The 15,361-nt window shown below is 43.1% G+C and carries 15 protein-coding genes; 3 read left to right on the top strand and 12 right to left on the bottom strand.

The annotated features are described in order from the left end of the window. Positions 1 to 44 precede the first annotated feature (44 nt). Both oadA and B067_RS0103210 read left to right on the top strand, forming a co-directional pair. The gene (oadA, locus tag B067_RS0103215; protein ID WP_019528612.1) at positions 45 to 1,850 is read left to right on the top strand and encodes a sodium-extruding oxaloacetate decarboxylase subunit alpha; all 1,806 of its coding nucleotides are present in this window, start codon (positions 45 to 47) and stop codon (positions 1,848 to 1,850) included. A 73-nt stretch (positions 1,851 to 1,923) separates the two neighbouring features. Further along, positions 1,924 to 2,580 carry a carbonic anhydrase gene (locus B067_RS0103210; RefSeq protein ID WP_019528611.1) on the top strand — a complete coding sequence of 219 codons (657 nt, stop codon included), beginning with the start codon at positions 1,924 to 1,926 and terminating at the stop codon, positions 2,578 to 2,580. A gap of 530 nt (positions 2,581 to 3,110) precedes the next feature. On the opposite strand, the gene B067_RS0103200 is transcribed toward B067_RS0103210, so the two are convergent. Continuing rightward, on the bottom strand, positions 3,111 to 3,830 hold the full coding sequence (locus tag B067_RS0103200) for a DUF2182 domain-containing protein (RefSeq protein WP_019528609.1): 720 nt from the start codon (positions 3,828 to 3,830) through the stop codon (positions 3,111 to 3,113). Positions 3,831 to 3,880: 50 nt separating this feature from the next. After that, positions 3,881 to 4,507: a DUF1326 domain-containing protein gene (locus tag B067_RS0103195; protein WP_026244374.1), complete on the bottom strand. Its 627-nt coding sequence runs from the start codon at positions 4,505 to 4,507 to the stop codon at positions 3,881 to 3,883. A 482-nt stretch (positions 4,508 to 4,989) separates the two neighbouring features. Here B067_RS0103195 and B067_RS0103190 point away from each other — a divergent pair, with 482 nt between their 5' ends. Next, positions 4,990 to 5,391: a GreA/GreB family elongation factor gene (locus B067_RS0103190; protein ID WP_019528607.1), complete on the top strand. Its 402-nt coding sequence runs from the start codon at positions 4,990 to 4,992 to the stop codon at positions 5,389 to 5,391. 208 nt (positions 5,392 to 5,599) lie between these two features. On the opposite strand, the gene B067_RS0103180 is transcribed toward B067_RS0103190, so the two are convergent. The 10 genes from B067_RS0103180 to B067_RS0103130 all read right to left on the bottom strand — a co-directional run bounded on the left by B067_RS0103180 (position 5,600) and on the right by B067_RS0103130 (position 14,922). After that, positions 5,600 to 6,385 carry a substrate-binding periplasmic protein gene (locus B067_RS0103180; RefSeq protein ID WP_019528606.1) on the bottom strand — a complete coding sequence of 262 codons (786 nt, stop codon included), beginning with the start codon at positions 6,383 to 6,385 and terminating at the stop codon, positions 5,600 to 5,602. Positions 6,386 to 6,531: 146 nt separating this feature from the next. After that, positions 6,532 to 6,831 carry a hypothetical protein gene (locus B067_RS21765; protein WP_156820731.1) on the bottom strand — a complete coding sequence of 100 codons (300 nt, stop codon included), beginning with the start codon at positions 6,829 to 6,831 and terminating at the stop codon, positions 6,532 to 6,534. Between the two features lie 461 nt (positions 6,832 to 7,292). After that, the gene (locus B067_RS0103165) at positions 7,293 to 8,522 is read right to left on the bottom strand and encodes a hypothetical protein (protein ID WP_019528603.1); all 1,230 of its coding nucleotides are present in this window, start codon (positions 8,520 to 8,522) and stop codon (positions 7,293 to 7,295) included. Between the two features lie 87 nt (positions 8,523 to 8,609). After that, positions 8,610 to 10,190 (bottom strand): tetratricopeptide repeat protein, encoded by a 1,581-nt coding sequence (locus tag B067_RS0103160; protein ID WP_019528602.1) that lies wholly within the window; start codon positions 10,188 to 10,190, stop codon positions 8,610 to 8,612. A 277-nt stretch (positions 10,191 to 10,467) separates the two neighbouring features. Then, positions 10,468 to 11,283, bottom strand: coding sequence for a RipA family octameric membrane protein (locus B067_RS0103155; protein WP_019528601.1), 816 nt, complete (start codon positions 11,281 to 11,283; stop codon positions 10,468 to 10,470). Between the two features lie 6 nt (positions 11,284 to 11,289). After that, positions 11,290 to 11,673: a TIR domain-containing protein gene (locus B067_RS0103145; protein ID WP_019528600.1), complete on the bottom strand. Its 384-nt coding sequence runs from the start codon at positions 11,671 to 11,673 to the stop codon at positions 11,290 to 11,292. A gap of 709 nt (positions 11,674 to 12,382) precedes the next feature. After that, positions 12,383 to 12,571, bottom strand: coding sequence for a hypothetical protein (locus B067_RS21575; protein WP_083921346.1), 189 nt, complete (start codon positions 12,569 to 12,571; stop codon positions 12,383 to 12,385). 1 nt (position 12,572) lies between these two features. Continuing rightward, complete coding sequence (gene yidD, locus B067_RS21570) at positions 12,573 to 12,914, bottom strand: membrane protein insertion efficiency factor YidD (protein WP_083921345.1); 342 nt, start codon at positions 12,912 to 12,914, stop codon at positions 12,573 to 12,575. A 252-nt stretch (positions 12,915 to 13,166) separates the two neighbouring features. Further along, entirely contained in the window at positions 13,167 to 13,676 is a 510-nt protein-coding gene (locus tag B067_RS0103135; protein ID WP_156820730.1) for a hypothetical protein, read from the bottom strand. A gap of 124 nt (positions 13,677 to 13,800) precedes the next feature. Next, positions 13,801 to 14,922 carry a hypothetical protein gene (locus tag B067_RS0103130; protein ID WP_019528597.1) on the bottom strand — a complete coding sequence of 374 codons (1,122 nt, stop codon included), beginning with the start codon at positions 14,920 to 14,922 and terminating at the stop codon, positions 13,801 to 13,803. Positions 14,923 to 15,361: the final 439 nt, after the last annotated feature.

Here is a 15,361-nt window from a genome sequence, read left to right as displayed (position 1 = left end):
ATAAATAGCTAGCCGCAGGTCACGCCCGCGCAGGAGAAGTAATCATGAATAAGCCCCAAAAAATTGCCGTCACCGATGTGATACTGCGTGATGCCCACCAATCACTTATCGCCACCCGCATGCGCACCGAAGACATGTTGCCCATATGCGAAAAGTTAGACCAAGTAGGCTATTGGTCGCTAGAAGTGTGGGGCGGTGCAACCTTTGATGCCTGCGTGCGTTTTTTAAAAGAAGACCCATGGCAGCGTTTACGGCAGCTGCGTGCTGCCCTGCCCAACACCCGTTTGCAAATGTTACTGCGCGGCCAAAACCTACTGGGTTACCGCCATTATGCCGATGATGTAGTCGAGGCCTTTGTGGCTAAAGCCGCGCAAAATGGCATAGACGTCTTCCGCATATTCGACGCCCTCAACGATGTGCGCAACCTAGAAACCGCCATGAAAGCGGTAAAAAAAGCCGGCAAACATGCACAGGGCACTATTTGTTACACCACCAGCCCGGTGCACACGCCCGAATTATTTGTGCAACAAGCTAAGGCTATGTGCGAAATGGGTGCTGATTCTATAGCAATTAAAGATATGGCGGGCCTGCTTACCCCCTACGCAACCTATGACTTGGTTAAAGCCTTAACCGCCGAGATCGACGTGCCGGTGGTATTACACAGCCACTCCACCGCAGGCCTAGCGCCGTTGTGCCAGCTAAAAGCCATAGAGGCCGGTGCCAGCCATATAGACACCGCGATATCGGCCTTTGCCAATGGCACTAGCCACCCGGCTACCGAAGCGCAAGTGGCCGCCTTAAAAGACAGCCCCTACGATACTGGTTTGGACCTAACGCTGCTCAGTGAAATTGCGGAATACTTTAGAGAGGTGCGCAAAAAATATCACCAATTCGAAAGTGAATTTACCCGTGAAGACATCGCCGTGCAGATTAACCAAGTGCCCGGCGGCATGATGTCTAACCTCGCCAACCAGCTCAAAGAGCAAAACGCGTTGGATAAAATTCAGCAGGTATTTACCGAAATCCCTCAGGTGCGTAAAGACCTAGGCTACCCGCCGCTGGTAACACCCACCTCGCAAATAGTAGGCACCCAAGCGGTTTACAATGTGCTGGCAGGTAAGCGCTACAAAACCATTACCAACGAAGTGAAGCGCTATTTGCAGGGTGGCTATGGTGCCGCGCCCGGCGAGGTTAATGAAGAGCTACTCAAACAAGCCATAGGTAACGAAAGCGTTAATGTAGGCCGCCCCGCCGACTTACTCAGCCCCGAGCTTAATAACCTGCGTGCCGACATAGGCGACTTGGCTAAGTCAGAAGAGGACGTGCTCACCTATGCCATGTTCCCCGACCTAGGCCGTGAGTTTTTACAGCAGCGTGCCGATGGCAGCTTAAGCCCCGAAGCGTTGTTACCGCTAGAGGCCGTAAAAGATAACAGGCTAAAACAAACCCCTGCCTCGGAATTTAAAATTGCGGTACACGGTGAAGTCTATGATATTGCTATCACGGGCGTGGGCGATCACGGTGGCGGCAAGCGCAAACTGTATTTATCCATGGATGGCATGCCCGAAGAAGTCATCTTCGAGCCGTTAAACGAATACCAGCATCAAGGGGGCGATAGCCGCAAGCTTGCCAGTGAGCCCGGCGACGTCACCACCGCTATGCCTGGCAACGTGGTAGAGGTGCTGGTGAAAGAAGGCGACAGCGTTAGCGCGGGGCAATCGGTGCTGGTGGCCGAAGCCATGAAAATGGAAATGGAGATACACGCCAATATCGCCGGCACTGTCACCGCCATATACGTAGCCAAAGGCGATAGAATAACACCCGGTGAAGTATTAATAGCAATAGCGTAAGGATTTACGCTATTGCATGTAAACTGCATGCCTTCAAGGCAAAATGTACCGCTAGAAACAGAGAGCAATCACAGTGGAAAAAATAATTAAAGGTGTACTCAACTTTCGCAAAAATGTGTATCCCGAAAACAAAGACCTATTTGGCAGCTTGGCGGATGGCCAAAACCCGGACGTATTATTTATTACCTGTTCCGACTCCCGCATAGACCCCAACATGCTCACCGGCTCTGACCCCGGTGACTTATTTATTTGCCGCAATGCGGGCAATATTATCCCGCCCCATAGCAACGAAACCGGTGGTATGACCGCCTCTATAGAATACGCAGTGGCGCTGTTGGGGGTGAGGCATATAATTATTTGCGGCCACACCGATTGTGGCGCAATAAAAGGGGCGCTAGATTTAAACGCGCTTAACGGCTTGCCGCACGTTAAAGAATGGCTAGGCCACTGCCGCTCAGCCATGGAGATAGTGCGCGAACGTCACAGTATCCCCTATGACCAGTGCATAGATGCCGAACACATGACCGAAGCCATAGAAGAAAACGTATTACAGCAAGTGCAACACATACGCACCCATCCCGCCGTAGCTGCCAAACTGGCCACCGGCAAATTACATATTCACGGTTGGATATACAACATCAAAAAAGGCGGCATACGCTGCTGCCAACACAACGACAACAGCTTTGGAAAATTTGACGAGGTGTATGCGGATATTATTAAAGACTTGTAACTGTAGCTAACATAGTTAACGTAGGGGGGTGTAGCATCAATAATTGTTACTCCCCCCTGGGTGCAGCCTTATTTTTTATTGGCCTTTTTCTCCTTCTTATCACTTCGCTTTTCTTTCATGGTTTTTTCAGGTTTCTTTTTAGTCGCTTTTTTTGAATCTTGGCCTTTAGACATACGTTTCTCATTTTACTGTGTTGATAAAATTGTCAGCGTCAGCTATTAGGTAGGCGCGACACTATGTGGGAATCATGCCTAGATATAAGCAATACAACCCATATCTAAGCATTTACGCCTCTATATAGCCATAGCTATGTGCTTACTGGCAGCCCTAGCGGCAAAAAACTGTTTTAGTCAGCGGTGGTTAAAGAACGCTGTTAATCCATGATAACGATGAGTGAGCCTGTAATCCCTTGTGGCCTAATAGGGCTTAATCTTTAAAGAGGTGTACGATAAGTAATCGTTACCGCTGCTTTAATCACCGTTTTAATCAACCCTGTAATCCCCGCTTTAATTATTCCTTTAATCATCTCTTCAATTAAAAAAGCCCATTCCCCCACTCAAAGCAGAAATAACACCGAGGGTAATAAGAAGTAACCCAAGCGCCTTTTCTACATAAGGCCCTTTAGCCACCACCTTTTCGATTAGCACTACGGCAGTCAGTATAAATATCCACTGCAAATTCATTACGCCGGTGACAAATAATAAGGCCATTAAAAACCAGCAGCACCCCAGGCAGTATTGGCCGTGTATAAACCCCAAGTGTATGGCGCCTTTTATGCCCTCTTGCCAGTGCAGCGATAGTAGCGACAGCGGCGAGCGGCAACGTTGTAAGCAGGCTTGTTTCAGCGGCGTGAACTGGTAGCTGCCAGCGGCAATCAGCAGCGCGGCACTAAACCATGGGTTAGCACTACGCATCATAGGGTTGAGTAGCGCCCAATAATGCAGGCCATATTGTATAAGGCTAATGGCTACACTATAGAGCGTCCATGCCAGCAGGTAGCCCAGCACAAAAAACAAGGTGGGTGTGTAGCTTGCTTGCCGCTGTATACGCTTTTGGTTGAGTTGCTCAACCAGCATAACCACCGGGTAGGCGGCAGGCAGCATCATGCCGGCCATCATAATCGCCCACATCATCATAAGCACCGCGATGTCGGCATAGCTCCAGGTGGCTACAGGCTGCATATTCATGCTCATACCAAACAGCATGTAGTACCAGCTGAAAATAATCAGCAGCAGAATAACCGCGGCCACTATTCGCCTATGGTAAAGGCTCTGTTGCCTAGTCACTTTTGCGACTGGGCTTAGCCGTTAGGCCAATTAGCAATGGCTTTTGCTGCAAAGCGGCCCACATGCTGAAAGGACATATTGCCATAATGCATAGACATGGCAGTGGTGGTGCCAACGATACCGTCGTCCCACATAAAGCCGCCGTCGGGGTAGGTGATATGCACGTGGTGGTCGTCACCGGTTACCGGGTTTTTTAACGGTGCTTGTTGGGCTTCTAATACCCCTTCAATAGAGAAGGAGGCATTGTTAGCATCGCTGTTCATGTGTATGTTTTTTATAACCGGGCCTTCAAATTCCGTGAAGGTGGAGGCTATGGCTTCTACCGGCATGCCGCCAGCCTGGCCTGACATAATAGTGGCTAAGGCCGTCACCTGTTCATCGCTAGCGGCACTATCAATAAATAAAGCGCCTTTGCCATTGCCCTCGTGAATGGCCTTGGGCCACATGGCAGCAAAAACCATTTTTAAGCCGGCTAAGTCCAGCTCTTTAAAGTGGCCTTTAATTACTTCAAACCCCAAAATAGCCTCGCAGCCACCAGATTCACTATCGGGGAAACCAGCAAACTGACAACCGCAGCCATGGCTACAGTTGCAGCATTCTATATGGTGCATGGATAAAGCCCATGGTTGTTGATTCGGCATGACTATTCTCCTGATAACCAAAGAATATGAGTATAGTTGGGCTTTTAAAATGCGTTAAAAAAATAACGCAATTAGTCAAATTATTTAGATGCCAACAGGTTTTTTTAAAAAATCCCTTGGTTCTTTTTGATCTAACAGGGCTTCGGCTTAATCTTTAAAGCAGTATTGTTCATAATCGTTACGAATCTTTTAGTGGTGTTTAGTTGGGCTAAAATAAACAACCATATGGGCCATTTAAGCGGCTCTAATAATGCGCGGTAGTACTATAAAAAAAGCATTAATATAATAAAAAGTGAATGGCTTGTTTATATTATTAGTTCGGGTATGCTTCATCACATTATTTAGTAATTAATTGGTTTAATTGTGAATAAACTTTATCGCTACATCTGCTGGAAAAATTCTCTTATCTTCCTCTACTAATGAGCGCGCCCGCGCTCACGCCTTATTTTTCAATCTAAAAAATTTAACACTGAGGTTTTCTGATGAAAGCTTTAACACCGTATTTATCTATTGCGGCGAATATCTGTGCGCGGGAATATTTGCTTACTAGACCTGGGGTGATGATGAACCATCTTTCGTTAGCCAATATTTTCGAAAAAATCGAAAAGCACAAAACTAACAAAGCCAATAACCAACATAAAATTCGCGTAGGCAGCAGAATTAAATTGTTGGGTGAGAAAAAATCATCAGTCATTACAATTACTTTAACAGAATCTGACGACTGCTATTCAGAAAACGGAAAGGTCTCAGTGCTGTCGTTGCTAGGGTCAAAACTATTAGGCGCTGAAGAAGGTGAGTCTATTAGTGTAAACGTATTATGGGGAAAGATTAATTTTACAGTGTTGAGCGTTAATAACGCACAACCATTAAAAGGAGGTGATTGATTATTTGCATGACTTGTTTTGAATTCTTTAATACAACTCCATTAAAAGGAAATCATTATGGCTAAAAATGTGAAGAAAAAACCTAAACGTACCTTGAAAGAAAAGCGAAACGAAAAAAAAGAAAAGCGTAAAAATTAACACGCTGAGATGAGAAAAGGGCGCATTTTTGCGCCCTTTTTTATAGGTTTACCCTTTAAGAGGGGTGTGTTCAAGGTTTAAAGTACACGGACCCCTTGAGGTTCTCACTGAAACTAAAGCCATAATATTTATCTATAATCGCATTCAATACGCCTTCAGTACGTAGCGCTGTAATTGCTTTATTGAGAGCTTCTATTTTATCAAGATGTTTGGATTTTTTGGACAATTGTAACCACTGTTCTCTATAGCCTAAATTAAAGCTGCCTTGTAAATCGACATATTGAATAGCGCCATATTTAGCAAGCTGATAATGCAACACCGCATCGCTACCCGCAGCAGCATCAAGGCGACCTGCCCGAATCATTTTTGCGGCTTGCTGGTAATGATTGAGTTTATATTTTTTAAGCGTGTCATCGGTATCAAACCTATCGCTAAGTTGAGTGCCGCGGGTTTTACCAATAATCAATCCTTTTAAATCATCGTAAGTGTTGATGGTGATACCTTTTCTGGGAATAACTGCAGTTTGCAGCGTGCGAATTAAAGCCACTGCCTCAATTAGATAATCTCGATCAGGGGAGCGAAAAATTATCCCGCCATCATGTGTGCCGGCTGCTAAACTTGCCCATAGCCTGCTGTAAGGTAGCAGTTTTTTGTTTATACAGACCCCAGATTTATTTTCAATGGCTGCTAAATATTCCCAGTGAACGCCGGTAGGTTGCCCGTTAGCATCTATATAACCCATGGGCGCGTTGTCTATTACATGCATACTCATGCACTCACTGCCATATACGGGTAATACTCCCGCCAGCATGGTGATCAGTGTCAGCCTTTTAATAGCGGCCCGTAGTGCAGTCATATATTCCTTTGCCGGCTTTAATTGGGGTTAGTTGAACAGCCCCAGCTAAACGGACTTGTTTAATGTAGGCGTCTTGGTGGCGTTGTTTATTAACTCGCTCGATTTGACCCCTTTTTAATGCAGTGCCGTGTTACCTAGGCTTGCTATCAGTCAATGGACTCGTATTCAAACTCTATGCCGCCAATTTTTGGTGATAATAGGTTGTATATCCACAGCCCAATACGCACCATAATGTAACCCATTATGCCCTGAAATACAGGCATCAGAATAAACATGCCAGAAAATATACCCATTGGTATTTCACTGCCGTTTGGCGCTGCTGGCGTTGGCGCTAAGAAAGAGATAATAATAAACGGTAATAAAATCACTAATGATGATGCAGCCATTAATAGTGCGAATACTTTTGCTGTTTGATGTGTTGAGAAACGCTTAATTTGAATTTTCAATATCAATACTCCTTGAGTTTATAGCACCTTATATGTGCGGTGCTTAAATTAACTGCTTAACGTCAAAAATATGCTAATGATAAAATTGCGCCATCTAGATTTATTTTGAATTCATAGCTTGTCCACTGTAGACCGGCTAGCATTCAAGGAGTCACACTCAAAGGGTCAGGGTCGTTGAAAAAACGTTAGTGATATCCTAGGTTAGAGAGATTCCTACCTAGTTTATTAGCGCGATGTAGCCACGAGATTAAGTTTTAAAAACCTTGACTCCTTGAACTGTAGGTTGACTTTGTTAGCTTTGAATTTTTCACGTAATATAATTACCTTTCATTTCAGGAGTATAGCATTCAAGGGGTCAGAGTCGTTGAAAAAACGTTAGTGATATCCTAGGTTAGAGAGATTCCTACCTAGTTTATTAGCGCGATGTAGCCACGAGCTTAAGTTTCAAAGACTCTGACTCCTTAATCTCCTTGATCAGTAGATAATATGATTGAGTTTTTGGGCTCTTCATGTTTTCTGATGTATTCCCGTATCTCAATAGTATACACGCCACCAGCGTGTTCAAAATAGGATATTCTTGGGCTTCCATTCCACGACAGTTCGGGTGTTGTTATATGCTCAGTAATCAGGTGCTCACCTTGGTAATCATATCTGGATACTTTTATATTGGGGTTTTCTTTAGACAAATAAATAAAATATATATTATCGATAGTGCAAATTATTTTGTTTAGGTGATGATATTCCTCGATTATCCTTGTCGGCGTCTCACTGACTAACAAGGTTAAAGTCGTATATCTCTTGTTTCCCTTAACGAGAATACTTCTATCTATGTTTTTATTATCACAGCCTATGGGATGATAAATATTAGGATAGTTATTAATGGCATAATCTTTATTTAAGTCAATGCCAGATAATGCTTTTGAAAGAAAAGTAACCTCTTCTTTTTTGGATGGTGATATAGATATGTTTTTTGTAATAAATTTTTCAAGAAATGGCACTTGTTTTTTATTGAATAATGATCTCAAAAAAATATCCCATAACGTGTTTGAAAACACATATCTTTCATAGCCTTTAAAGTCAACACCGTGAGGATAGAAAATATATTCTTCGCCTCCTAGGTGTTTTCTTCGTCGATGTTGTTCCTGAGAAATAATATGTCCGTTTTTCTCTAAGCGTAACTGATAAAATGAGGAACCGTTATCTAGTTTTTCTGTAACATCAAGGTGTAAAATATTATGTTCTTTGCTTGTTAGTTTTAAGCCAGTATTTAATATAATCTCTCTTACATTTTCATTCACATATTTTGGTCTTCTGTATCTACAGCCAGTCCCTTCATTGCAGTAATACGAAACACTATCAAATATGCCTTCTTTAAATTTAATATCCGAAACATTGCTGCTAAAACTAATTAAATCTTTGTCTGTTAGATTAATTTTGGAGCCTATATTTTTATAGTTAATATCCCCTGAAAACAGTTCCTGACCAATGCTGGTCAGTCTCTCGTTAAAACCATATCCTATTGAAATAATAATAATAATCGGAATGCTTACTAATTTTTTTATATTAAATAGAGAAAACACTTTATAAATAGCTAGACATATAGCGAGCATAAATATACTTGGAAGTGCCGCCATAAACAGCATATAGGCTATGGCGAATAGTATTATTAGAAGTACGAATATTTCTTGCATGTCAGTCCTTGATGCATAACGCTGCAGGCGAGTGATTTCAAGGGGTCAGAGTCCTTGAAATACTCTGTGGCTCTGCCCCCATAATTGCTAATCATGATAAAAAACAAAACTATGAACGCGATAGCCGCCCATTTGCTTGCATACATCTAAAAGCAGCCTCGCCCTTCCTTCCTCATATTGCATATCTGTTTTATAGCGAACAGGCGAATAGATGGCATCGTCACAAGTGACGCTTGTGTGCGAATAGCTAAACTGCGGTGTTTGTTGTGAAACTAACTTACCCAAATGCCTAAATGATGCAAAGGTTTGCTCCAGCGCTGGCTCAGTAACCTCAGCCTTAGCGCGTTCAGTTAATAGTTCCAGCCAATGATGGGTATCCCAGCGAGAAAAGTCCGCTACTGCTGATGCGGCAAAAGCCACAGCATCATCACCATAGGCGTCTTCCTGTTCAAAGGTTCGCTCTAGCTTATAAATAGCATTTAAGGTGTAGGAGTGATCATCGTTTTTATGCTTAAGTGATAAACATTCTTTATAAACCGGCAAGCTAGATCGGCGAGTATCAACATCTACAGATAATACATAAGCCTGCGCACATACCGCACGTTTGGTACGCCCTTCCAGCTCTAGCCCGCGCTCTATATCTTTACGAGCAGCGGCATGGTGGTTAAGCATGGCATGGCTATAAGCTCGGTAACGAAGTGAGTATTGGCCTAAAGGCCTTTCGATTAAAGACCGGGTAAAAGCCGAAATGGCTTTTTTATATTGCCCCTTGCCATAATAAACCCGGCCCTGAAGATAATAAGCAACGGCATGTCCACCTTCAGCCAATGGCGCCTCAATTAAAGCTAGCACCTCATCGTAAGCCTTTTTATTGAGTAGGGTGTCGGCTTTATCCCAGGTTGAAAACCAGCGTAAATGTTTTAGCTCTGGGTTGTCGGGTGATAATTTTTGAGCCTGCTGAGCTAACTCATCCATCCTCTTATGGCTGCCACGCCAGCGCGGCTGGTTGCTATCTATATAACTAGACCATACCAACCACGATGCGGGGTTTATATTTATGGCCTTAATAAAAGCCTTGTCCTTTAAGGAATTTTCACCTGCAGCGCTATAGAGGTTAATTAAACCGCTGTAAGCGGCCATTAAATCAGCTTTAAGGCTAATGGCCTTTTTGTAATCGGCAATCGCCAGTGCATGGTACGCATGCATATTGGCAAACTGCTCTTCTGTTGTATCCTTTGACCATTTACTGCCACGTTCTTCATAACTACGCTCAAGGTAAAATTGTGCGCTCAATAAATAGCTATAGGGTGAGTCGGGGTAGCGAGTAACTAACTGCTGGTAATGCGGTGCATCTTCCTTGCGCCGCAAAGTGATGGCAGCTATGGCAAAAGAGAGTTCTTCTTCAGTAATTTCACCCGCTTCCAATAATTGATACTGCTCATCAATATACTGATGCAAGGCTGGGTACTTGCCAGCCACTAACAAACGATGGCCTGTTAAGTAGCGTTCAAACTTGTCATTGAATATTTTATCGTAATCAATGGCTGGCTTTGCTTTATAGGCTACTGGAGTGACTAAATCAACAGGTTCTACGGCAAGCACACGAAAATAAAAAGCGGCCGCAGCCGCTGATATCAACAATAGTAATAAGGTGAAGGTTCTGCTCATTTTTGTAATGTATCCGTTTATATTATTATGCCCTTAATAGGGTGTATCGCTTTATTTAGGCTTCTATTTCAAGAGTTAGAGTTATTCTTGCCTAGTTTATTGGAGTGACGGAGCTAGGGGTTTAAGTTTCAAAGACTCTGACCTCCTTGATTCCTTGATTAATCTTTAAGAGGGCTGTATGAAAAATAATCGTTACGACCCCTTTAATTTTCTTTAATTTTTGTTTTAATTTATATTGCTATAAACTAAATATCAACGACTCTGACCCCTTGAATCACTAACCAATTGATATACAACCTATAGCGATTAATATTGAGACAACTACTGTTAATCCGTGGAGGATGAGTAGCGCATTTGGAACCCATATTTCTCGAGAAGTGAATGACCGATATATTTTTGGGTTCTCACCTCGCCCCAGCGCTTCCCATTCGGCTGCATATATCGCGGCTTCTAGGTGTCGCTCCATAGAATTTATAACTTTAAATTTTCCGGCATTCAATTGCCCGAAGGAAATTATCAGACTCCTCCATGCGCTACAAAGCACGACTCCAGCTATTGCCAATACAAAAATCCCCCAAGCTGCGAGACTCTCTCCTTCTGAGCTCTTCACTATAAGCCCAGATGCAGTCAGCAATGCGCCGTTCATAGTGAGGAAGAAGGTATTAACTGCCTGTCTTCTACCAACCAGTCCCTCAGAGCTCTGAACCATGATTTTGTAGAGTTCTAGAGCTTGCTTCTTAGAGTCTTCATTCTTAGGAGGGCCCTCAGGAAATAAAATATTGTCAAATGTTGATCTGGAGGGAGTCTCTTTTTCAAGGGCTATCGCAGCTTTTCGAATTGCTTTAACAAATACTTTATCTTGATTTTGTATTTCACTATCGAGTAGGTCGAACGGCTTGAGTGATTCGTGACTAGGATCTTCGCGCGCCATCCAAGCAGACCAAGCGTCATGAACATCGCTTTCAGTGACCGCTTGGCCTTTTACGCGAAGTAGCACAGCATAAATTTGTAGTAGTTCACCGTTATGCTCTTCCGGCAGCACTCCTCTCGGAAGGAAATTACTTATTTTCTTAGCTATTTCTTCGAGATACATACCCAATCACACCCACGTATTAAGCCAGTTTATCATTTGATAGAAATCCCAACGAATGACATTTTTTGATGGCAGCCCTGTAGGAATAGAATGTATTTTATCTTTGTTGATCTGAATGCCGAATATATAGTGATCTTGTCTAATTGTTTCAGCGATTTCCCAGAGCACCGCTTCAGATTTATAGGTGGTTTCTCCAATTAATACAATAGTCCCCTTTGTCGCCGCAATGCGTTTCTTGCACTCCGTTTTCCACTGCGATTCAAACGGAGTTTTTACCGAGTAGTCGTAAAACTGTATGTCGTTCTTTTGATCTTTCGCATGCTGAGATAGAAAGTCTCTTGCCCATTTATCTTCCATCTCAAAACTGATGAAGGCGCGTGGTTGTGCCATGAAATACTCCTTTAGAAATTTAATTTGCGAAAATTTGTAAATTTACTGTCTAACGACATGGTCGTTCAATGGTTTTTCAAGTGGTCAGAGTCGTTAAAACTCGTATGTGTAAATAAGGTTAGAATGATGTATTTCTAGTCTATTATCACAACGTTTCTACAAACTTAAGTTTCAACGACTCTGTTTCAGTAAGATAATCCAAATTTATTTATTAACTTTTCGCTTTGCTTATAAATATTAAAGCCATTACGTCAGCAATTTTTAACATCCATAATTAATTTCTTCTAATAGTTAATGTGTTTTGTATTTTCGCTTGACTCAGCCAGACTTAGCCTAGAAGATAATTTGTTTAAAGCCTAGTGTTCTCTACAAAAACTACAGTGGCCGGAGGTCTGATTGTCTGCGCTTGTTAAGTGCGCACTCAGGAACCTTGTGGGCTTAGTGACAGTGAACGACTCCGGTTTTAGTTTCCATGTGGCAGCATTGCCCTGGAGGTGAGCTTTTACGGCAACCACCACCGTGAGAAAAAGCAACTGTACTTGTTAGAATTAGAGCTAGAGTTATTACTGCCTTTTTCATATTACTTCCTTTTTAGTGAAATATATTAGCGGTGTTTTTCATGACACTGAGAGCCGTCTGCTTCCATACAGCATATTTCAAAGACTCTGATCCCTTGATTCTGCTGCGGCCATGCTGGCTTTGTGATGCTTTAATCTTTAACGTAAACAGCTAAGTAAGTCGTAGTGCCTTGACCTATACTTAGGCAGCCGGGCTGTGAAACTTGGAATACGGAATGAAACTTGTACCCTTCTGATGCTTTAGAATCCAAACGCTGCTCTAGGGCTTTTATTCCTTTATTTGAAAACTCTGAACCAATTGATTCAACTTTATATTTCATTTTACTTTCCTTGTTTTAAGTTTGAAAAATCTATACCGCCTGATCCTGGCTGGCACCGATGGAGTCTATTATATGTAAGCCTGGTCCCAACTATTAAGCCATGCTCCCTAAATGCTAATTCACTATAATGAGAGCAGCTAGGGTCAAATACACATCGACACCGTAATGCTTTTGGAGCTACCTTTCGATATAGGCGCAAAAAAACAATTACTGGTTTAATACATATAGGAACACCATCAAGAGAAAGGGCTGATACTTCTCTATCAATGGAAGTTGACCCTGTAAATTTTCTTTCAACAGAAGGCCTAAGCTTTTCATCAACATTAAACTCAAATGTATCCATACCTATTCCTTAATGCATAACAGCTTGTTCTTAGATCTGGTCAGATCTATATTCAAGGGGTCAGAGTCGTTGAAAGCCCCTATGTAATACATGGAACCAGAATGATACCTCTAGTTTCTTAAAGCGATGTAGCCACGAACTTAAACTTCAAAGACTCTGACTCCTTGATACCTTTAAGTGCTATAACTCCTGATCCTCTAAGAGGGCTGTATGAAAAATAATCGTTACTACCCCTTAAATTCCTTATACGATTTACTTGCAATTGGTATACACCGAATCTCCGATGGGAGTGCTTGTGCAATTAATATTATTTTGTTGGCTCGTAGACCATGCAGACCAAAGAGCGGCAGCAGCTGAATCACTTGCTGCTTGTGCTTGCCTACGCTGTGCATTAATAGATTGAACCTGCAAAGCAAACTGTAGATCTTTCTCTAGATTTGGATGAGATGCTTCGCGAGCAAGTGAGATATTATAATTACCTGTTGCACTGCCACATAGCTTGATGGGGTCCAGTAATGAGGATGCTCCGCTTACCCATTGGGCCTTAAAACCTTTTACAAGATAGCAGCCCTCAGAGTTAACGTGCTGCTTTAATGCTGCAGCATTGTAAGCTACAGAAACCGGGGCCATACCCCATGATTTTCCTGTGCCGACCTCTGTTATATAAGCGCCTTCCGGCTGAGAATAAACTGCCATTGTGGCTTGGGTTGAACAACCTGTGCAGATAGCAATTGAGATTATTGCAGAGATTATATTTATCATTAGAGCTCTCCGTGTGGTTTCGTATAACAATTTGTTTTTAGATATGGCCAGATCTAAACATAAAGTATAAATCTACAAAATTATCCCCAGATATAACCATGCTCCGCCGTTAATACATAAAGACTCATAGCTTATTAGTAAAACCCTGTTCCTTAGATTCCAGCAACTCTCTTAAAGCCAAAGGCAACAACGCGCGCATTTTTTGGGTAATTTCTTTTTCATGCTTTTGCCAAAGCACACCCAAATAAACAATGCCTAAACCTATAAAGGTTAAGGATATGGGAAACAGCCAGCTATCTTTAAAAATATCTTCGGCTAAGTGGCCTAGGTATAAACAGCAACCGATAGCGCCAAATATGGCGAATACGCGGCGTACTAGCAAAATGCCTGTGCCTATCATCACTAGGTTAATGCATAGGTAAATGAATTTGCTGAGTTCGCTGTCAGATTGTTGCAGCGTCATACCGCCCCAAAAGGCGATGACGCCGAATATGTATATCCAAAACGCATAGTCGGCTTGGTATCTTGCGCGTATGTCTACCCAAACGGCCAGGCCTATCATGAGTAAACCGCAATACATGGAAACGAGTTTGCGTAGCTCCCAGCTAAAACTATCGCCGCTGATAATCGCGGTAATATCCATGCTTAAATACCACAGCGTTACGGCGATAGGCATAATTAAAAACGGATATTTAAAGTGCCTAGCCATGATGGAGCCCACTATTAAGGTGCCGGCTTCCATATACAGCCAATGCCATTTTACATAGCGGTGATAGTCTTGGTAGTTGCTATCATCGGGCCACCAGCCCATGCCTTGTTGTAAGCCATAAATAGCCAAGGGGCTTAAGGCCACCACAAACGTGGCGCAAATGCCGGCGGGGATGCTTAGGCCTTTCTGTTTGAAGTTATGGCTAAGTTTTAGCCCTAGGGTGGCATAAATAAGTGAAATGCAAACTATGCCCCAGCCACCAAACGACTCCCAACCTAAGTTCATAAACAGGGTCATGGCGGCAATAGCAATTAGGCCGCCAAAGTAATACAGCACATGGGTAAAGTTAAAGCTGGGTGCAATATGTGAATTGGTATTGGGGTAGGTGTTTTCTTGAGAATCCGGGTGAGAACCGGTGATAGTATTGGGGCGAGTATCGGGGTGAGTCTTTAAAAACGCTAATAGTTTATCGGCTTGCTCTGCGCTGATAATATTTTCAGCAACCGCATCCTTAAAACTTTGTGGTGTGTACTGCATTAAAAATCCCTTTAACCGTCAATCATCCTAACGCGTTTTCTTAGCGTTGCCGCGATTGTTATCTATGCTGCACCAAAAAGCTAGCTCTTTGGGGGCGGTGTCGTTAATAAACACATGGCAGCGCGTTGAAAGCCACGGCCATTAGTTGGGTGGCTACACTGTTTGTTGACTCGCTATGCCGGCGTGCAAGGCTTACTTTATACGCTCATATATACCGAATGGATACCGGCGCGAGGCCGGTATGACGTTGTGTTGGGTTTAGTTGTTTGTGGATACCGGCGCGAGGCCGGTATGACGGTGGGTGTTGGGTTTGTGATTTATGGATACCGGATCAAGTCCGGTATGACAGTGGGTGTTGGGTTTCGTTATTTATGGATACAGGCGTAGGGCCGGTATGGCGGTGGGTGGTGCGCTTTGTCATGCTGAACTCGATTCAGCA

The organism is Dasania marina DSM 21967 (assembly GCF_000373485.1).
Taxonomy (GTDB): domain Bacteria; phylum Pseudomonadota; class Gammaproteobacteria; order Pseudomonadales; family Dasaniaceae; genus Dasania; species Dasania marina.
Note: the sequence above shows the minus strand (reverse complement) of the source record. Positions and strands in the feature narration are given on the sequence as shown.